This is a genomic window from Enterobacter cloacae complex sp. P27C, from assembly GCF_014895705.1.
Lineage (GTDB): Bacteria > Pseudomonadota > Gammaproteobacteria > Enterobacterales > Enterobacteriaceae > Enterobacter > Enterobacter bugandensis.
On record NZ_JADBQB010000005.1, the window covers coordinates 300,263 to 318,814 of the forward strand.

Annotated in this window: 15 protein-coding genes; 8 read left to right on the top strand and 7 right to left on the bottom strand. The window is 53.8% G+C overall.

What is annotated here, in order from left to right:
• Positions 1-141: 141 nt before the first annotated feature.
• Positions 142-1,284, bottom strand: a complete 1,143-nt coding sequence (locus tag IM291_RS12560; RefSeq protein ID WP_192987018.1) for a methyl-accepting chemotaxis protein — start codon at positions 1,282-1,284, stop codon at positions 142-144.
• 454 nt (positions 1,285-1,738) lie between these two features.
• Here IM291_RS12560 and IM291_RS12565 point away from each other — a divergent pair, with 454 nt between their 5' ends.
• The 3 genes from IM291_RS12565 to IM291_RS12575 all read left to right on the top strand — a co-directional run bounded on the left by IM291_RS12565 (position 1,739) and on the right by IM291_RS12575 (position 5,410).
• Complete coding sequence (locus IM291_RS12565) at positions 1,739-3,868, top strand: bifunctional diguanylate cyclase/phosphodiesterase (protein ID WP_192987019.1); 2,130 nt, start codon at positions 1,739-1,741, stop codon at positions 3,866-3,868.
• 94 nt (positions 3,869-3,962) lie between these two features.
• On the top strand, positions 3,963-5,195 hold the full coding sequence (locus IM291_RS12570; RefSeq protein ID WP_028013353.1) for a sensor domain-containing diguanylate cyclase: 1,233 nt from the start codon (positions 3,963-3,965) through the stop codon (positions 5,193-5,195).
• Positions 5,196-5,269: 74 nt separating this feature from the next.
• Entirely contained in the window at positions 5,270-5,410 is a 141-nt protein-coding gene (locus tag IM291_RS12575; protein ID WP_032644880.1) for an Ecr family regulatory small membrane protein, read from the top strand.
• Positions 5,411-5,600: 190 nt separating this feature from the next.
• Here IM291_RS12575 and IM291_RS12580 read toward each other — a convergent pair whose 3' ends face one another.
• Positions 5,601-6,500 carry a LysR family transcriptional regulator gene (locus IM291_RS12580; protein WP_192987021.1) on the bottom strand — a complete coding sequence of 300 codons (900 nt, stop codon included), beginning with the start codon at positions 6,498-6,500 and terminating at the stop codon, positions 5,601-5,603.
• Positions 6,501-6,642: 142 nt separating this feature from the next.
• Here IM291_RS12580 and IM291_RS12585 point away from each other — a divergent pair, with 142 nt between their 5' ends.
• Positions 6,643-7,572 carry an aromatic alcohol reductase gene (locus tag IM291_RS12585; protein WP_192987023.1) on the top strand — a complete coding sequence of 310 codons (930 nt, stop codon included), beginning with the start codon at positions 6,643-6,645 and terminating at the stop codon, positions 7,570-7,572.
• Between the two features lie 101 nt (positions 7,573-7,673).
• On the opposite strand, the gene IM291_RS12590 is transcribed toward IM291_RS12585, so the two are convergent.
• The gene (locus IM291_RS12590) at positions 7,674-9,290 is read right to left on the bottom strand and encodes an ABC transporter substrate-binding protein (RefSeq protein ID WP_192987024.1); all 1,617 of its coding nucleotides are present in this window, start codon (positions 9,288-9,290) and stop codon (positions 7,674-7,676) included.
• 185 nt (positions 9,291-9,475) lie between these two features.
• Between IM291_RS12590 and mpaA the strand changes: the two genes are divergently transcribed.
• Complete coding sequence (mpaA, locus tag IM291_RS12595) at positions 9,476-10,189, top strand: murein tripeptide amidase MpaA (RefSeq protein WP_192987025.1); 714 nt, start codon at positions 9,476-9,478, stop codon at positions 10,187-10,189.
• Here the strand turns inward: mpaA and ycjG are convergent.
• Positions 10,180-11,145 carry an L-Ala-D/L-Glu epimerase gene (ycjG, locus tag IM291_RS12600; protein ID WP_048959059.1) on the bottom strand — a complete coding sequence of 322 codons (966 nt, stop codon included), beginning with the start codon at positions 11,143-11,145 and terminating at the stop codon, positions 10,180-10,182. The two genes, mpaA and ycjG, sit on opposite strands and share 10 nt — an antisense overlap.
• A 108-nt stretch (positions 11,146-11,253) precedes the next feature.
• Here ycjG and tpx point away from each other — a divergent pair, with 108 nt between their 5' ends.
• Together tpx and IM291_RS12610 are read left to right on the top strand one after the other, a co-directional pair.
• Positions 11,254-11,760 (top strand): thiol peroxidase, encoded by a 507-nt coding sequence (tpx, locus tag IM291_RS12605; RefSeq protein WP_041909703.1) that lies wholly within the window; start codon positions 11,254-11,256, stop codon positions 11,758-11,760.
• A gap of 275 nt (positions 11,761-12,035) precedes the next feature.
• Positions 12,036-13,244, top strand: coding sequence for an aldose 1-epimerase family protein (locus tag IM291_RS12610; RefSeq protein WP_192987026.1), 1,209 nt, complete (start codon positions 12,036-12,038; stop codon positions 13,242-13,244).
• A gap of 33 nt (positions 13,245-13,277) precedes the next feature.
• Here IM291_RS12610 and tyrR read toward each other — a convergent pair whose 3' ends face one another.
• The 3 genes from tyrR to IM291_RS12625 all read right to left on the bottom strand — a co-directional run bounded on the left by tyrR (position 13,278) and on the right by IM291_RS12625 (position 17,378).
• Positions 13,278-14,819 carry a transcriptional regulator TyrR gene (gene tyrR, locus IM291_RS12615; protein WP_192971156.1) on the bottom strand — a complete coding sequence of 514 codons (1,542 nt, stop codon included), beginning with the start codon at positions 14,817-14,819 and terminating at the stop codon, positions 13,278-13,280.
• Between the two features lie 112 nt (positions 14,820-14,931).
• Positions 14,932-15,984 (bottom strand): YcjF family protein, encoded by a 1,053-nt coding sequence (locus IM291_RS12620; protein WP_192987027.1) that lies wholly within the window; start codon positions 15,982-15,984, stop codon positions 14,932-14,934.
• Positions 15,981-17,378, bottom strand: coding sequence for a YcjX family protein (locus tag IM291_RS12625; protein WP_045260646.1), 1,398 nt, complete (start codon positions 17,376-17,378; stop codon positions 15,981-15,983). The genes IM291_RS12620 and IM291_RS12625 overlap by 4 nt, the downstream gene beginning before the upstream one ends.
• Before the next feature lie 155 nt (positions 17,379-17,533).
• On the opposite strand from IM291_RS12625, the gene IM291_RS12630 reads away from it, so the two are divergent.
• A complete protein-coding gene (locus tag IM291_RS12630) occupies positions 17,534-18,544 on the top strand; it encodes a LacI family DNA-binding transcriptional regulator (RefSeq protein WP_028013364.1) in 1,011 nt (336 codons plus the stop codon).
• Positions 18,545-18,552 lie beyond the last annotated feature (8 nt).

Genomic DNA, 18,552 nt, shown 5'->3' on the forward strand with positions numbered 1-18,552 from the left:
TTTGGCTCTTTCGATGTCAGTCTAGCTTCCATCAGGGGTTAAGCAACAACTATGTTTCGCATCGCGCTGAAATCGCTCAGGAATTGAGCACGCTATATTTTGAGAATAAAAAAGCCTGGCATGCCAGGCTTCGGGAAGCTGTCAATGAGAGTGCTCGGGGCGCGGATGAAACGAGACAGGGCTAGCTACTGATGACGGGGGGTGCCCCTGGTCCAGCCTGAAATTTCGGGTCCGCGTCTGCATTTCGATCACCTGGTTACGCAGCACATCAGAGGAACCGTTGAGCTCCTCCGCCATCGCCACGTTGCTTTGCGTGACCCGCTCCAGTTCGGACAGCGCCAGCGTGATCTGGGAAATGCCCTTCTCCTGCTCTGCGGTTGAGGTAGAAATTTCGTCCATTAACCGGCTGACGTTGCCGGAGCCGGTCACGATGTCACGCATATTCTTCTCCGCTTCCGACACAACGCTGGCACCCTGGGTGACATTACTGCTGGTAACGTCAATCAGCGTTTTGATGTTTTTCGCCGCCTCGGCGCTGCGGTGGGCCAGGTTTCGGACTTCCTCTGCGACCACGGAGAACCCTTTCCCGTGATCGCCCGCCCGCGCGGCCTCGACGGCCGCGTTAAGCGCCAGAATATTCGTCTGGAATGCAATCCCGTCGATCAGCGAGATAATTTCCGTCATCTGCTGCGCGCACTCGGTAATGGATTGCATATTGCTGGCAACCTGTTCCATTAGATCTCCGCCCTTGCGCGCCTGCAGCGTCGCGGCATTCGCCTGCTCGCTCGCCAGCCGGGTATTATCGGCATTGTTTCGGGTACTTGCCGCCATCTGCTCCATACTTGCCGCAGTTTGTACCAGAGATGCAGACTGTTGCTCTGTTTTCACCGAGAGCTGAGCACTGCGGGAAGAGAGCTGATCCGACAAGGCCATGGCGTTTTGTGATGATGCCCTGATCTCACGCACCAGCGTAGCGATGTCGCTGGAAAGAGTATTAATCCCGGGAATTAATCGCCCCGCGCAGTTATTGCCAAACTCGGGGATAGAGACGCCTAAGTTGCCTGCGGTCACTTCTTCAATACTTTTTTTCACAGTATTGATCGGCGTCACAAGAAACTTCGTCATATAACTCCAGAGCAAAAATAATCCAACGAAATTGACCAGATTAATCGAAACGAAAAGAGGAAGATTGCTGGAAAATAGAGCAACGATACCTGCATTCACTAAAAACAGGCACAGCAGGAACCAGGCAATGAAGGTCCTGACACTAATATTTCTTAGCATGATTTTACCCACAACTTATATTTTGGTCGGCATTTAGATTTATAGCATTCACTTTTGCGTTTGTCCTCACATAATACGCTGGTTTCTCGTTTCGCCGTTACCCACCCTGTATTTAACTTAAGTCAGATAAAAAAGAGGTTTTAGTAGAAATGTCATACCCCATATGCTGTATTGCTGGTCCAAAGCCTCCTGAAGCGATACCATTATCTGCGGTACAACGGTCCATATGCACACATATTTAAGACGCTTTGCTACAATCTATCGACTATGTTTAGCCGTACTTAATGCATTAACATAAAGAATATATTTTATATTTCGGGTAAGTTTGACCTTTTATATAAGTGGCTCTTTTCCACGATAAATAACTAATATGGTTTGAATGCGCATGTTCGTTGCCAGATAAAGACGTGCCGGCCGGCAAAATCGGTAACCCTCTCAGGCGTGGGATTGCATAATGCTCAATATATCGTGGGACCCTGTGTTGATCGCTGTCTCTTATCTGGTGGCGTTTATCGCCTCCTTTGTGGCCCTGGACAGCGCCGGGAAAATTCCCCTTTCCAGCCGTAAAGCGGCTCTGTTCTGGCGCATTGCTGGCGGGATCACGCTGGGCATCGGGATCTGGTCAATGCACTTCATCGGTATGCTGTCGATGCAAATGCCGATGATGATGAGCTATGACCTATGGCTAACCCTTGCGTCTCTCGGCGTGGCGATCGTTGCCTCCACGATAGCAATAAATATTGCCGTTACGGGCAAACACCTCTCTCCCTTTCGGCTGTTCTTCGCCACGGTTATCCTCAGCGCTGGCGTGGTCGCTATGCACTATATCGGCATGGCCGCGTTGGTGCTGGAAGGAAGCATCCTCTGGGATCGGCGCATTGTGGGTGTGTCCGTGATGATTGCCGTGGTCGCCTCCGGCGTGGCGCTGTGGCTGGCTTTTCGCCTTAGAGATAAGCACAAAGGGGTCTTTGTGACTCGCATTCTCGCCGCGTTAGTCATGGGCGCCGCCATTTGCGCGATGCACTATACGGGCATGAGCGCCGCGCATTTCCATGAGATGGCGCATACGCTCCCCGGCGGGGTCAGCGAGCTGGGGTTATCCATCTGGGTTTCCGTCACCACGCTCTCCCTGCTCGGCATGATGTTAATTATTTCGCTTATCGATTCGCACTGGCGGACCAGCCGGCTGACGGATAATTTGCGCCAACTCAACCGTCAGCTTGAGCTACAGGTTCGCTTTGACGCTCTCACCGGCCTCGCAAACCGCCAGCAGATGGATATCCGAATGCAGGATTGTCTGCACAGCGCCTTGTTGAGTAACAAACAATTTGCCGTGGTTTTTCTGAATGTCGATCGCTTCAGACGCGTGAATGATACCTGGGGTCACAGCGTCGGTGATGAGTTATTAATTACCATTGCCCAGCGCATCACCTCCCTACTTACCCGAGAGATGACGCTGGCCAGGCTGGGTGGGGATGCCTTTATCCTGCTGGTTCCCGAATACGACGAAGAAAAGCTCAATACCCTGCTCACGACGCTGCTCGCGGATATGCGCCGTCCGCTATCCCTTTGCGGACATATGCTGAGTACCACCCTCAGCGCGGGTGTAAGCCTTTATCCTCAGGATGGCGAAACGCTGCATGAACTGAAGTTTAAGGCGGATGCCGCCTTACACCACGTTAAGCAAGAAGGTCGTAACGGCTGGGCGTTTTACCGCCCTGAGATGTCAACGGCGGTTCCGGCGCAGCCGGGTTTTCTGCAGGAACTTTATCAAGCGCTGGAAAGCGATCGGTTTGAACTGTGGTATCAGCCAACCTGGCATGCTAAAGATAAGACGATCCACGGTTTTGAGGCTCTTCTGCGCTGGCGGCATCCGGAGCAAGGCGTTTTGCTGCCAGGTCTGTTTTTACCCACTCTGGAACAAACGGGTTTGATTATTCCGGTTGGCAACTGGGCTATTGAAGCCGCGTGTCGGCAGCTTCATTTCTGGACTGAACAAGGTTTCAGCCAGTGGACGTTATCGCTCAATTTATCCCCCATTCAGTTCGAACAGCCGGATATCTTTCACATCGTGTCGTCCATGCTGGATAAATATAATCTGTCGCCCTCAAGGCTGATCCTGGAGGTCACGGAGAGTACCGCGCTAAAAAATCTCGACCGCAGCATCGAGCTGCTCAACGCCTTTAACCATGCGGGGATCACCGTCTCTATTGATGATTTTGGCACGGGCTATTCCAACCTGCTGATGCTGAGCGTTCTTCCGGCAAAAGAGCTTAAAATCGACAAGAGCTTTGTGTCCTCTATGCTGGGAAATGAAAAAAGCCGCAAGCTGGTGGAAACCATTATTAATATTGCCCGCACCATGGAGATGACTGTCGTTGCCGAGGGGATTGAAACGGACGAACAGCAGGCAATACTGACCAGCCTCGGCTGTGACTATCTCCAGGGCTACCTTTTCTCCCGCCCCTTGCCCGCTGAACAGGTTCCGTGGCTGCTGCTACAAAAAAACTCAGACAAACAAATTATACCCATAAGTAAAATTCAAACGGACCCCGAATTTATTTCACAAAAAAATCATGCCTGACGGGATTGAGTAGAGTATGTTTCAAGGGAGTATACATGCGGGTCAGTTCTGCCATGATTGCCAGGCGTATCGTGCCGATGAACAGGAAAATACTATGTCGCAAAATAGTTTTGATGCGCTTAATGCAATTAAAACGCCCGTGTGGCTCATTTCTCCTGTTTCGGAACAGATTATTTTTGCAAATGTGGCCGCAATACAGCTAACGGGTAATAAAACGCTGAATGACCTGCGTAAAGGGTCCTGTTCTGCAAGTGCGCAAACCGTACTGTCAATGTATGTCCCTGAACTGAAGAACGATCACGATATTGTCGAGATCTGGACAGTTAGCCGGGGCGGGCAGGACGTACCGATAAGCTGTCGCCTCTCCCTCACCCACGTCACGCCGGATGGTGATGTTATCGTTTTCGAAGGGATCTCTTCGCACGCCCCCTCAGGCCTGAAAGCCAGCCGTTCCGCAACCTATCAACGCAAAAAACAGGGGTTTTACGCCCGCTTTTTCCTGACCAACAGCGCACCAATGTTGCTAATCGATCCTGCCCGTGACGGGCAAATTGTCGATGCAAACCTGGCCGCGCTCAGCTTTTACGGTTATTCACATGATGAGATGTGCCGGAAGCACACCTGGGAAATTAACACGCTTGGCAGAGGCGTCATGCCCATCATGACGGAGATCGCCGCACTGCCCGGCGGACATAAGCCGCTTAATTTTATTCACCGCCTTGCCGATGGCACCACCCGCCACGTCCAGACCTACGCGGGGCCCATTGAGATCTACGGCGACAAACTGATGCTGTGCATAATCCATGATATTACTGAGCAAAAGAGGCTTGAGCAGGAGCTGGAAAATGCTGCATTACGTGACTCGATGACGGGGTTACTCAACCGACGTCAGTTTTATAACGTTATCGACCAAACTAACCTGAGCCACCTCTCCGCCCAGCAGCAATTTAGCCTGCTGCTGGTGGATACCGATCATTTTAAAAACATCAATGACCTCTTTGGTCATCTGAAGGGTGATGAGGTGCTCATCGCCCTCTCCCGAACGCTGGAAGCCTGCAGCAGACAAGATGACCTGGTGTTCCGCTGGGGCGGTGAAGAGTTTGTCATCCTGTTGCCGCGTACGTCTCTCGAAACGGCGCTGAAGATTGCCGAATCCGTCCGTGCGGCGGTCGCCCATATTACCCTCCCAGGCTTACCGCGCTTTACCGTCAGTATTGGCGTGGCTCGGCATGACCCGGAAGAGAGTATTGACGCGCTGTTTAAACGTGTCGACGATGCGCTCTATCGCGCCAAAAACGATGGGCGTAATAAAGTCCTTGCGGCATGAAACTGGAGTATCGTGAAAAGCCCCGCTACAATGCCCAGCTTAAGTAAATTAACGACGGGTGGGTTGTGGCAACAATGGGAAAGACAGAAATAATACTCACCTTAATTATTTTATTGCTTATTATATTTGGCTTATGGTTTATTTTCAGCGGTGAGATTTGGTTTTTCGTTGAATATCTGGAAAATAGTCTCTACCCCACTTTTGACGCACTGTAGTGCACGTTTAATTTATTGTTTCACCTACCGAATTTGTCAGGTATCTGCATTGCCCTCAGCCACGTAAGATACGCGGCGTTATCCTCCAACAATGTTGATAACGAATCACTAAATCATTTGCTTATTTCGCCCGTTCTCTGACGGGCTTTTTTTATTTCCGGCTATTAAGCAAAACCCGGGTTCTCGCCTGTCAGTCTCCATGTTGGTGTAGCACCGCTCTGCTCCAGTCATAAAAGGCGCGTACCGAAGGCAGAAGATAGCGGTTTTGTGGATAGACAAGCGAAAGCGGTAAATCGAAAGAGACGTCCTCCATACAGCGGACCAACGCCCCGCTCTTCAGATACGGTTCAGCCAGATAGCTGGCCACGCGAATTAATCCGAGCCCTTGAATTCCGGCCTGGATATAGGCGTCGGTGTCATCGACGATCAGCGTCTCTTTCATGCGGATTGCACAATCGCCGTCATCACGGGTAAAAAACCAGTCAATGGTACGCCCGGTGCGGTGGTTCAGGTAGCCGACTGCGTAATGCTTTTCCAGTTGGTCGAGATTTTCCGGCTTACCACAGGCGGCTATATAGCCCGGAGAAGCCAAAACAACCCATCTGAAGTTCGCCAGAGGGCGCGCGACCAGCGTCGTTGAATCTTCTATCCTCCCGGTGCGGATCACGCAATCATACCCTTCCTGAATAATGTCCTCCACGTTATCGCTGGAACAGAGTATCAGCTCCAGCTCGGGATACTGGCGGAGAAATTCAGGGAGACTGGGAAGAATGCAATGTCGGGCGAGAGACTGCGGCATCCCGACTTTAAAACGGCCTCTTGGCTGCGCGGATCTGCCGGGAAAGGAAGACTCCATTGTCGCAATATCCGTCAGCAGCCGTTTGCTCTCGTCATAGTAACGTCGGCCTTCTGCGGTCACGCTGAGTTTCCGGGTGGTGCGCTGTAAAAGCTGAATGCCCAGGTATGTCTCCAGCTCCTTAACGACCCGCGATACGGTTGAACGCGGTAGCCCCAGCACTTCTGCCGCCCTGGCGAAGCTATGGGTTTCGACCACACAAACATATACCCGCATTGATTCCAGTTTATCCATATTCCCACCGCGCCTGAAAAGATCGATTATCCCATTTTTACGAACAGTCTAACTTATGCTTGTCGTCTTATCGAATGCAGCCATCTGACATAACCTTGCTCAAGTTGAAGTAATCAAACGATTAAACAAAGAGAGGCTCAGTATGAAAGAACGTGATATCACGACAGGCGAAAAAGTATTAGTGCTTGGTGCAGGACAATTGGGCGCTGCCGTGCTGGAGTATCTGGTTCCGGCACTCACGCAGCGCGACGGCGCTGTCTACGTTATCGTATCGCCCGGCTCCAGGGACAGCCGGGGTAAGCTTCTGTCCGAAACGCATCAAAAACTGGCTGATGCAGGGGCCAAATTTATCTCTGTCGATGTCGCTGCCAGCACGATTGACGCGTTAAAAAACCACTTCGCGGATTTTGATACTGTTATCAACTGCATGGGGTTTGTCGCTGGCGCGGGAACACAGATAAAGATTACTCGCGCGGTACTGGAGGCTGGCGTTAAACGCTATTTTCCCTGGCAGTTTGGCGTGAATTACGATGTGGTAGGCAAAGGGAGCGGTCAGCCCGTCTGGGACGAGCAGTATGATGTCAGGACGCTTTTGCGGGAACAGAACGCGACGGAATGGGTGATTGTTTCAACCGGCATGTTTACCAGTTTTCTCTTCGAACCGGCATTTGATGTGGTGAATTTATCCGAAAAAACCATTAAAGCGCTCGGAGGATGGGACACACAGGTCACCGTGACATCACCTGCGGATATTGGCCGACTCACCACCGAAATTTATTTGCATCAGCCGCGGATCGTAAATGAAGTGATATTTGTCGCAGGTGAAACAACCTCATACGGAAAACTGGCAGAAACCGTTGAACGTGTGACCGGCCAAACGTTCACTAAAGACGTATTACCCCTCTCTGCGTTACTGGGTGAGCTGCGTTTGAAACCGGATGATACGATGACAGGCTATCGCACGGCCTTCGCCAGGGGAGACGGTGTATGGTGGCCGATGAAAGATACCTGGAATGTACAGAATAACCTGCCGACCCAGGATATAGCGTCATGGCTAAAAACCGTCATTTGAGGAAATCTCTTTTCAGGACGCCAATGAAAACTGGCGCTGTCAGCCGCGCCAGCTCTGGATTTAGCCGTGGTTACCTTGCGTTAACAGCAAGCCAGTACCGATTAGTGCTTTTCAATATATATCGTCCGGCTATATGCCACGTCTTCCGGGTTATTGATGGGGTAGCCCTTCACCCAGGGCTTAATCAGGCGACCGTTAGTGTACTGATAAATTGGCGCGATGGGCGCCTTCTCCATAAGGATTTTCTCCGCCATGTTGTAGTCCGCATTGCGCGCCTTCGCGGTGGTTTCCAGCGTCGCCTGCTGGACGATCTTATCGTAGCCAGGGTCATTAAAGCGGGAGATATTGCCGCTGTGAGTGGAGGTCAACAATGACAGGAACGTTGATGGTTCGTTGTAATCGCCCACCCATGAGGCGCGGATCACATCAAAGTTGCCGGTGTTACGGCTATCAATGTAGGTTTTCCACTCCTGGTTTTGCAGTTTGACATCCACACCGAGATTTTTCTTCCACATGGAGGCCACCGCAATCGCGATTTTCTGGTGGTTTTCCGAAGTGTTATACAGCAGGTTCAGCTTTAGCGGACGCTGAGGACCGTATCCTGCAGCCTGCAGCAAGGTTTTGGCCTGGGCGTTCAGCTCCTGCTGCGACATCTGCTCAAACGGCGAGGCGTCCGGAGTGAACCCTGCCGTCACGTCTGGGGTGAAGTGCCAGGCGGGCTTCTCCCCCGTCCCTAACACCTTTTTTGCCATGATACGACGGTCGATGCTCATACTCAGCGCCAGACGAACCCGTGCATCCGCCGTCGGGCCTTTTTGGGTGTTAAAGGCATAGTAATACGTTCCCAACTGAGGCGGCGTATAAACCTGCCCCGGAATGTCCTTCATGAGCTTCTGATACATGTTTTTTGGGAACGATTCGGTAATATCAATATCCCCTGCCAGGTAGCGTTTGGTCGCCGACGATTCCTGATTAATCGGCACGAAGGTCACCTTCTGCAGTACCGTTTTGGCATTGTCCCAGTAGTGCGTATTGGGCACCACAACCAGTTTTTCATTCACCACGCGGTCCTTCAGAACGTAAGCCCCGTTCCCCACCAGCGCGCCCGGTCGCGTCCACTCTTTACCGCTTTCGACGTTAGCTTTTTGTACTGGATAAAAAGCAAAGTTCGCCGTCAGGTTGCTGAACCACGGCAGCGGTTTGTCCAGCTGAACGCGTAACGTTCTGGCGTCCACCGCCGTCACACCCAGCGTATCGGGCGCGGCTTTGCCGTCAATAATGGCCTGCGCGTTATTAATTCCCGCCAGCGCGGCAAACCAGGCAAACGGAGAGGTGGTTTTCGGGTCAACCAGACGCTGCCAGCTGTAGACAAAATCCTGGGCGGTGACAGGGGAGCCGTCGGACCATTTCGCGTCATCGCGTAAGGTAAACATCCAGACGCGGTTATCGTTGCTCTGCCAGCGTGTCGCCACGCCCGGCGTCAGCTCCCCTTTCTCATTCTGATTAACCAGGCCTTCAAAGAGATCGCGAATCACCTGAATCTCTGGCAACCCCACGGCTTTCGCCGGGTCCAGCGAAGCCGGCTCGTCTTTAATATGCCTGACCAGCTCCTGTTTTTGCGCCAGCGCAGTGCCCTGCGGCACGTCAGCTGCGAAAGAAAGTGAAGAGAGCCCGCACAGGCACAGTGCGGCAAAAAGACGCGAAACAGGATGCTTCATAAGATCCCCTTTGATGAATTCAGGTATTAAGCAGATGCGTAATTATTTGTTTCGACAAAGAGAAATGCAAATAACTTACGCCTGAATAGTGATTTAAGGCAATTCTTAGCCATTACGGAAACTATTTGATTAACAGCGGGTTTTGCACAACACTGCCAGTAGTGACTTCTTTAACAGGATTTCGTATGGCAACCACCCGACCGAGAGCGGAACGCGGCGCCTTTCCGCCGGGCGCTGAGCAATATGGCCGCTCCTTTTTAGGCGCATCGCTGATCTGGTTCCCCGCCCCCGACGCAGACCGCGAAAGCGGCTTGATTCTTGCCGGCACGCACGGGGATGAAAACTCCTCCATCGTGACACTTTCCTGCGCGTTGCGGACGCTGACGCCGTCATTGCGACGTCATCACGTGATTCTGGCGGTTAACCCGGACGGCTGCCAGCTGGGTCTTCGCGCCAATGCGCGAGGCGTTGACTTAAACCGTAATTTTCCATCAGCAAACTGGCGCGCCGGGGAAACGGTGTATCGCTGGAACAGCTCCGCCGAGGAGCGTGATGTGGTTCTGCTAACGGGAGATAAGCCAGGCTCAGAGCCGGAAACCCAGGCGCTGTGCCAGCTAATCCATAAGATCCATCCCGCGTGGGTGGTCTCCTTCCACGATCCGCTGGCCTGTATTGAAGATCCGCGTCACTCCGAGCTTGGCGCGTGGCTGGCAGACGCTTTCGCCCTGCCGCTCGTGACCAGCGTGGGCTATGAAACGCCGGGCTCGTTCGGTAGCTGGTGCGCCGATTTGAGCCTGCCCTGCATAACCGCTGAATTCCCGCCGATCTCCTCCGACGAGTCCAGCGAAAAATACTTAAAAGCCATGGTGGATCTTTTACGCTGGCAGCCTCAGAGATGAAGCACGCCGCTGGTAAAATGGAGCGCGGGAGAGACGTCAACCGCCAGCCACGTCGGGCCGTCCAGATCGGCGAAACGGACCTGATTGACCAGCGGTAGCGCCGCGCCGATTGCCCGGGACGTACAGAGCATACAACCCAGCATCAGTGAAAAACCTTGCGCCCGGGCTTCTGCCGCCAGGGCCAGCGCCTCTGTCAGCCCGCCGGTCTTGTCGAGCTTAATATTAATCATCTCGTAGCGGCCCTGCAGCTCGCTCAAGCTCGCGCGGGTATGACAGCTTTCATCCGCACAAACGGGCAACGGATGGATAAAGTTCTTCAGCGCCGCGTCATCTTTTGCTGGCAGAGGCTGCTCCAGCATGGCCACCCCCAGGTCGGCCAGCAGCTGACAGCGGGCGGCCAGCCCTTCTGGATGCCATGATTCATTGGCATCAACAATCAGCGTGGCTGAGGGTACCGCCGCGCGAATGGCGACCATCCGCTCGCTAATCAGTCGATCGTCGAGCTTCACCTTCAGCAGCCGGGCCCCGGCGTCATAAAGCGCTTTGGCGCTGGCGGCCATCTGTTCCGGCTCGCCAATCACTACCGTTTGCGCGGTAGCGACCGATTCCGGCAGCGCCACGCCCAGCAATGCTGTCAGGGGTTGCTGCTGTTTCGCCGCCTCGAGACTCCAGAGCGCACTATCAATGGCGTTACGTGCGGCCCCGGCGGGCAAACGATGCTGTAATGCCTCGCGCGTGAGTCCGGTTTGCAGGTCTGGCACCAGCGTCATGATATGCGCCATCACTGACGCGAGGCTTTCACCATAGCGCGGGTAAGGCGTACACTCCCCTACGCCTTTAAAACCGTCCTCTTCGATTTCAACGACCACCACGCTGGCTTCGCTTCGGCTGCCGCGGGAGATCACAAACGGGGTATGCAATGGCCAGGCTTCTTCATAGACCTTAACGCTTCTCATCACTGACTCCTTGCAGCCCGGAAAGGCGAAAAAATTTGGTTTGCCGTGTTATCCGCGGATGGCATACACTAGCCCCGACGTTAACTATATGTAAACAGGAAGATATCTATGTCACAACTCGTTCATTTCCAGGGCAACCCGGTTGCTGTTGCAGGTTCCATTCCGCAGGCTGGCAGCAAAGCGCAGGCTTTTACTCTGGTGGCTAAAGATCTGTCTGACGTCACACTGGCTCAGTTTGCGGGCAAACGCAAAGTGCTGAACATTTTCCCGAGCATTGATACCGGTGTTTGCGCCGCATCCGTGCGTAAGTTCAACCAGCTGGCAACTGAAATGGACAACACCGTTGTACTGTGCATTTCTGCTGACCTGCCGTTCGCCCAGTCTCGCTTCTGCGGCGCTGAAGGCCTGAGCAACGTTATCACCCTCTCCACCCTGCGCAGCCCGGATTTCCTCGAAAACTACGGCGTCAGCATCGCCGAAGGCCCTCTGAAAGGCCTGGCAGCACGCGCGGTACTGGTTCTTGATGAAAACGACACTGTCGTCTTCAGCGAACTGGTTAATGAAATCACTACCGAGCCGGATTACACCGCCGCGCTGGAAAAGCTGAAAGCATAATCATTACTTAGCATTCTATACCGCTTTTTCAAAACCTCGCTATGGCGGGGTTTTTTATTAATTACTCGCTGAATCGTTAAAGCAATAATGAGCTTGCGTCACAAAATTAACGCAAATAAGTTTCAGGAATTCAGCAAAATGGCGATCAGACCCGCAAATTGATCGTTAAACAACCCTGAATTTACCCTCAGTGAGGCGCATCACATTTCCCTTATCGCCAAAACATTAGATTTGCTTACGAAGTTAAATAATCGTTTCAGCAAAAAGGGATAAATATGAAAATAAAACTGGCTTTAACGCTCCTTTCGGTACTGGTTTCGGGCCATGCCGCAGCAAAAACCTGGGTGCTGACAAGCGCTGAAAGCAGCGTGGAAAAAGGAAACTGGAAGATTTCCAGCGATGAGCTGAAAATTAACGATCGAACGTTCAGCATTGAGCAAAAAGTGTTGCACGGCGGCAAGCAGGAAGGCAGTAAAGTGATCGTTATTAGCAGTAAAAACGGCCTGACCATCACCTTAAGCCCGACGCGCGGGATGAACCTTCTGCATGTAGAGGGCTTTGGCACCAGGCTGGGCTGGAACTCCCCCGTTAAAGAGGTCGTTAACCCGGCGTATATCAATCTGGAAAGCCGAAACGGACTTGGCTGGCTGGAAGGTTTCAACGAGATGATGGTCCGCTGTGGCTACGAATGGACGGGGCACCCGGTCACCGCTGACGGCCAGATTTACACCCTGCATGGCAAGGCGGGGAATACACCGGCATCCCAGGTCGAAGTAGAAATTGCGGATGCTGCCCCGCATGAAATTCGTATTCGCGGTCTCATCAAAGAAAGCACCTTTAAAAAAGCGGATCTGCAAACCATGACCGAACTGCGTTACGTTCCAGGAACCAACCAGTTCAGCCTGCATGACGTTCTGACGAACCATGCCGATTACCCTCATGACTATCAGATCATCTACCACAGCAACTTCGGGGCGCCTGTCCTCGAAGAAGGCGCGCGCTTCCTTGCCCCGGCGGCAAGCGTGAGCCCGTTCAATGATTACGCGAAAGCGGGCGTTAACGACTGGCAAACCTACGCCGGGCCGACAAAAGACTTTGATGAGATGGTCTTTAACATCAAACCGCTTGCGGACAGCAATCATGAAACCCTCGCGGCGGTGGTGAATAAAGCCGGTGACAAAGGCGCGTCAATTCAGTTTGATACCCGCCAGCTGCCCGTGCTGACCCTGTGGAAAAATACCGATACGCCAAAACAGGGCTATGTCACGGGGATTGAGCCAGGCACCAGCTACGCCTACCCCGTCACCATTGAACGCGAGCAGAAGCGGGTTAAGCAGCTGCAACCAGGTGCCAGCGCTCAGTTTGACCTGACCTATACCCTGCTACACAGCGCGCAGCAGGTGAAGGACGTCGAAAGCAAGATTGCGTCGATTCAGGGCGAGACAAAAACAGAGCTCGTGACCACGCCGCTGGCGAAGGAATAAGCATTAAAAAAGCCTCTTTACAGAGGCTTTTTGTTATTCGTCACCTTTCTTATGATTCAATCCATACTCACGTAGCTTATTCGCAATCGCGGTATGCGAGACGCCAAGCCGTTTTGCCAACTTGCGGGTGCTGGGGTAGCTGCGGTACAGCTGCGTCAGCACAGAACGCTCGAAGCGGCTGGTGATATCATCCAGCGAGCCTTCCATCGCTTCTTCGCCTACCGATACCGTCCCGGCGTCGTAATCCGGCAACAGAATGTCCTGAGGGCGCAGTTCATACCCTTCCAGCTGGGTCAGCGCGCGATAAACGGCGTTTTTAAGCTGACGAATGTTGCCCGGCCAGCCGTAGCGCATTAACACCGTGCCGAGATCTGCAGACAGTTTCGGACGTGGAACGCCCTGCTCGTCGGCAAAGCGGGCCACAAACAGCTCCGTTAGCGGCATGATGTCCTGCGGACAATCGCGCAGCGGTGGAATGTTCAGCGTCAGGACGTTGAGACGGTAGTAGAGATCTTCGCGGAAAATCCCCTTTTGCACCAGTTCCACCAGGTTCTTCTGGGTGGCGCAAATGACGCGCACGTCCACATGCACTTCGTGATCCTCACCGACGCGGCGGAAGGTGCCGTCGTTCAGGAAACGCAGCAGTTTAGCCTGCATACGCGGCGACATTTCGCCGATCTCGTCCAGCAGCACGGAGCCGCCGTTGGCCTGCTCGAAGAACCCTTTCTTGCCTTCCGGCGCGTGTCCAAACAGCTCGCTTTCGACGGCATCTTCTGGAATTGAAGCGCAGTTAAGCGCCAGATACGGTTTTGCCGCACGCGGGCTTGCCAGGTGCACGGCGTGCGCCAGCAGATCTTTCCCGGTACCGGTATCGCCGGTAATCAGCAGCGGCGCGGTAAGGCTGGCAAGCTTGCGCGCCTGGTCAACCACGTGGCGCATTTTCGGGCTGACGGCAATAATCTGGCTGAATGCGCCAACGTCCTGGCTGGAGAGGTTTTGCAGCTGGCGCCCCATGCGTAGAGTCGAGCGCAGCATGATCACCGCCCCGGTCAATACGCGACTATTTCCTTCTCCTTTCAGATAGACCGGTGTGATCTCCATCAGGAAATTCTGCCCGTTAATCACCACATGCTCGCTGTGCGTATTCTGCGGGTTGCTGTCCAGCCAGCGCTGGAAGTTAAAACCGGGAATCAGCTGCGCGGCGTGGTGGCTGCTGAGCTTCTCCTGGTTCTGCGCGAAAAGCTGGCAGCTCGCGTGGTTAACGCGCTCGACTTTACTTTTCAGATCCAAAGAGAGGAACGGTTCGGGCATCGCTTCAAGCAGCGCGCTCAGGGCGAGGTGCTCACGTTCGGAGGGCATCCAGGGGATGGTGCGTACATCCGTAACGCCAGCGATACGGCGGATTTCCGCCATCAGGCTGCTGAAGGTGTTAAATTCAATTTCGGCAAAATTGAGGTAAATTCGCCCGACAGGATCGATCTCAATGCCACGTAAATCAATGCTACGTAAAACAAGAAGATCGAGTAATTCGCGGGTAAGACCGAGACGGTCTTCACAGAAGACTTCAAGACGCATGGGAAATTCACCGTTTTAAGCCAATAACGTTAAAATGATATGTCAGAACTCGGTGAACCGGAAGATGGCTGTCAACAAATATTGACAGCCAGCACGATTAGTGAACAATGCCTCAAGGAGACGGTTTTTTATTGAGCGTCTCTTTCAGCTGACCGATCAATTCACGCCTGAAATCCCCCAGCCGCGGCTTATCGCCATCAATCCACGGCAGCGGACGGCACACCTCCATCGCTTTGATACCCAAACGCGCCGTCAGCAAGCCCGCGCCAATGCCCTGGGCTGCACGGGCTGAAAGACGCGCCGCCAGATCCTGCGACATCCAGTCCATTCCCACTTCGCGCACCAGGTCGCTCGCGCCCGCAAAGGCGATATTGAGCAGGACCAGTTTGAACAGCCTGAGCCGGCTGTAGTAACCCAGCTCTATGCCGTAAAGGTTCGCGATACGGTTGATGAGGCGCAGGTTACGCCAGGCGATAAAGGCCATATCCACCAGCGCCAGCGGGCTGACGGCAATCATCAGCGTGGATTCCGCCGCCGAGCGGCTAATCTCACGCCGCGCCTGGGCATCCAGCACCGGCTGAACCATATGGGAATAGAGCGTGACCACCTCCCGGTCGTTCTGGGTTTCATGGATGGCGGCGTACCAGCGCTGGAGCGCCGGATGCGACTGATCGATACCGGCCTGGCTGGCCAGTTTTTCACAGAAGGCGCGGCCTTTGCCAGTGCCGTGGCTGTGGAGGAGATCCCGCGCTTCATCGCGCTCGTGCGCACGCTGTCGCAAACGCCAGAGGCGGCGCCACTCGGTGGCAACCGACCCGACGCCCGCCCCCACGATGAGCGCGCCCGCGGCACATCCTCCCAGCGCAACCCAGTCCTGGGTTTGCCAGGCGTTCATCGCCCACTGCACGCCCTGCCCGACCACGCTGACGCCAAACAGCGCCAGACCAGCGGTGACCATCTTGCGCCACAGGCTGCGTTTAGGACGTAGAGCGGCTTCCACGACCGCCTCCGCCGGACCGTCTTCGACGGTGGGATCGTCCGGCAGCGCCGGGGCGAAGTTCTGCGCCTGCGCGCCGCTGAACGTCTGCGCCGTTTTAAAGGCGTCCTGACGCTCGGGCTCAAGCGTTCCGGTAAAGTCTATGCGCGGTTTTAAGGGTTCCGTCATCGCAGTTTATCTCCAATCAAAAACTCCAGCGCCGCATCCAGACGGATGTGCGGTAACGGCCGATCGACGCTCATGGTCTGAGGGCGGAAGGCTTCAAACTGGAAGCCCTGACTCTGCCAGAAGGCCTGACCCGGCAGCCGCGCGGGGACTTCGCCGGGATAGACGGTAAGCGGCTCGCCGTCACTGAGTCGATTCCCGCGTAATGCCGGTATTTTCTCGCCGTTAAGGTCAATCAGGCCGCTTTGGGTCGCCTGCACCGATGCGAGCCCAAGACAATCCATACTGATGCCTTCAAACGCGGCGTTTTGCCAGGCGTCCTGCACCAGCTGCTGCAGCAGAGAAACCATGTTGGCGTGCTGATCGACCGTAACGTGATCGGCTTTTGTGGCCGCAAACAGCAGCTTGTCGATCACCGGTGAGAACAGACGACGAAACAGCGTCCGCTGCCCATAGTGGAAACTCTGCATCAGCTGCGTCAGCGCGAGACGCATATCGTTAAATGCCTGCGGCCCGCTGTTGAGCGGCTGCAGGCAATCCACCAGCACAATCTGGCGGTCGAAACGTAAAAAGTGGTTTTTATAAAAACCTTTGACCACCTTTTCGCAGTAGTAATTGTAACGCTCGCGCAGCATGCCGGCATTCGTGTGTTTGTCGGCCTGTGCCAGCTTCGACTCGCCTGCGCCGTCCACATCCGGCCACGGGAAGAACTGCAGCGCGGGCGCGCCTGCTAAATCACCCGGCAAGACAAAACGGCCCGGCTGGATGAAGTGCAGCCCTTCCTGTTTGCACTGATGCAGATAGTCCGTCCAGGCTTCAGCAATGGTCGCCAGACGGTTTTCATCCGCAGGTGCCAGCGGATCAAGGCCCTCGCACAGCTGTCGCCATTTCGTTGACCACTCTGCGCGTTGCCCTTGCAACAAGCCCGTCATCTGGCGGGACCAGCTGAGGTAGTCCTGCGCCAGCATCGGCAGGTCGAGCAGCCATTCGCCGGGATAATCGACGATTTCCAGATACAGGGTTGAGGTATCCTTAAAGTGACGTATCAGCGATTCATTAGAACGAAAGCGCAGCGCAAGGCGAATTTCACTGACGCCTCGCGTTGGCGTCGGCCACGCGGGCGGATCGCCGTAAAGCTGCGCCAGCCCTTCGTCGTAGGTGAAACGCGGTATGCCAAAATCACGCTGAGGAACGCGCTTAACGCCCAGCAGACGCTCCTCGCGCACGGCGCTGAGCAACGGCAGCCGCGCGCCGGCGTGCAGATTCAGCAACTGGTTTACCATCGCGGTGATGAACGCCGTCTTACCGCTGCGGCTCAGGCCGGTGACGGCCAGACGCAGATGTCGATCAACGCCGCGGTTCACCAGAGAATTGAGTTCGTTCTTAAATCGCTTCATCGCCATCCTTCATTGCCCGGAAGCCAGGAATGTATGGCTTCAGAATACAATAAATGGGGGCAGATCGTTGATTATCAATTCTTATTTATTGCTATTGCCGTTTTCTCTCCAGTAAGATGAACGACATTGCTGTCAGTCCGGAGTGAGTAAGGTGTATGTCACCCACCATCTATGATATCGCACGGGTTGCGGGCGTATCGAAATCAACCGTTTCCCGCGTTCTGAATAAACAAACGAATATTTCCCCTGAAGCGCGAGACAAAGTGCTTAAGGCGATAGACGAATTAAATTATCAGCCCAACAAACTGGCCCGCGCCCTGACCTCATCTGGCTTTGATGCCATTATGGTTATTTCGACCCGCTCGACCAAAACTACTGCCGGTAACCCTTTTTTCTCCGATGTTCTTCACGCCATTACGGCAAAAGCGGAAGAGGAAGGGTTTGACGTTATTTTACAAACCTCGAAAAGCAGTGAGGACGATCTGCAGAAGTGCGTGGGAAAAATAAAGCAGAAGATGATCAAAGGGATCATCATGCTGAGTTCACCCGCAAACGAATCTTTTTTCACCACGCTGGACGAATACGGTGTGCCCGTAGTGGTTATTGGAAAAGTAGAAGGAAAGTTCCAGAATATTTATTCTGTTGATACGGACAATTTTCACGACAGCGCTATTCTGGTCGATTCGTTTATTAAACATGGGCGAACAAAAATTGCCTGTCTGCATGCCCCGCTCGATTATCACGTTTCTATCGATCGCCTTGCGGGTTATAAATCCAGCCTTGAGAAGCAGGGTATCGACATAAACCCGGACTGGGTCATTGATGGCGGATATACCCATGAAAGCGCGCTCCAGGCAGCCTGCAAATTACTCTCGTCTGACAACCCGCCCAATGCCGTTTTTGCTACTGACAGTATGAAATTGTTGGGTCTTTATCGTGCAGCGGATGAGTTAAATTTGATGGTTCCCGAGCAGGTTGCTATGGCAGGCTACAGCGATCCGATGCTGTCTCTCGTTTTAACCCCTGCGCCAGGCGGGTTTGATATTCCGACGAGAAAGCTCGGCGAAGAGAGCTGCAACGTGTTGTTTAAGCGTATTGCGGGTAAACCTGCGCCGCATAAGATTTTGGTTGATACCCATTTTTCGGATGCGGCGTCCTTGCGCTAAAAACCAGG

Coding starts and splice junctions, on each gene's coding strand:
- IM291_RS12560 (WP_192987018.1), bottom strand. CDS start 1,284: ATGCTAAGAAATATTAGTGTCAGGACCTTCATTGCCTGGTTCCTGCTG.
- IM291_RS12565 (WP_192987019.1), top strand. CDS start 1,739: ATGCTCAATATATCGTGGGACCCTGTGTTGATCGCTGTCTCTTATCTG.
- IM291_RS12570 (WP_028013353.1), top strand. CDS start 3,963: ATGTCGCAAAATAGTTTTGATGCGCTTAATGCAATTAAAACGCCCGTG.
- IM291_RS12575 (WP_032644880.1), top strand. CDS start 5,270: ATGGGAAAGACAGAAATAATACTCACCTTAATTATTTTATTGCTTATT.
- IM291_RS12580 (WP_192987021.1), bottom strand. CDS start 6,500: ATGGATAAACTGGAATCAATGCGGGTATATGTTTGTGTGGTCGAAACC.
- IM291_RS12585 (WP_192987023.1), top strand. CDS start 6,643: ATGAAAGAACGTGATATCACGACAGGCGAAAAAGTATTAGTGCTTGGT.
- IM291_RS12590 (WP_192987024.1), bottom strand. CDS start 9,290: ATGAAGCATCCTGTTTCGCGTCTTTTTGCCGCACTGTGCCTGTGCGGG.
- mpaA (WP_192987025.1), top strand. CDS start 9,476: ATGGCAACCACCCGACCGAGAGCGGAACGCGGCGCCTTTCCGCCGGGC.
- ycjG (WP_048959059.1), bottom strand. CDS start 11,145: ATGAGAAGCGTTAAGGTCTATGAAGAAGCCTGGCCATTGCATACCCCG.
- tpx (WP_041909703.1), top strand. CDS start 11,254: ATGTCACAACTCGTTCATTTCCAGGGCAACCCGGTTGCTGTTGCAGGT.
- IM291_RS12610 (WP_192987026.1), top strand. CDS start 12,036: ATGAAAATAAAACTGGCTTTAACGCTCCTTTCGGTACTGGTTTCGGGC.
- tyrR (WP_192971156.1), bottom strand. CDS start 14,819: ATGCGTCTTGAAGTCTTCTGTGAAGACCGTCTCGGTCTTACCCGCGAA.
- IM291_RS12620 (WP_192987027.1), bottom strand. CDS start 15,984: ATGACGGAACCCTTAAAACCGCGCATAGACTTTACCGGAACGCTTGAG.
- IM291_RS12625 (WP_045260646.1), bottom strand. CDS start 17,378: ATGAAGCGATTTAAGAACGAACTCAATTCTCTGGTGAACCGCGGCGTT.
- IM291_RS12630 (WP_028013364.1), top strand. CDS start 17,534: ATGTCACCCACCATCTATGATATCGCACGGGTTGCGGGCGTATCGAAA.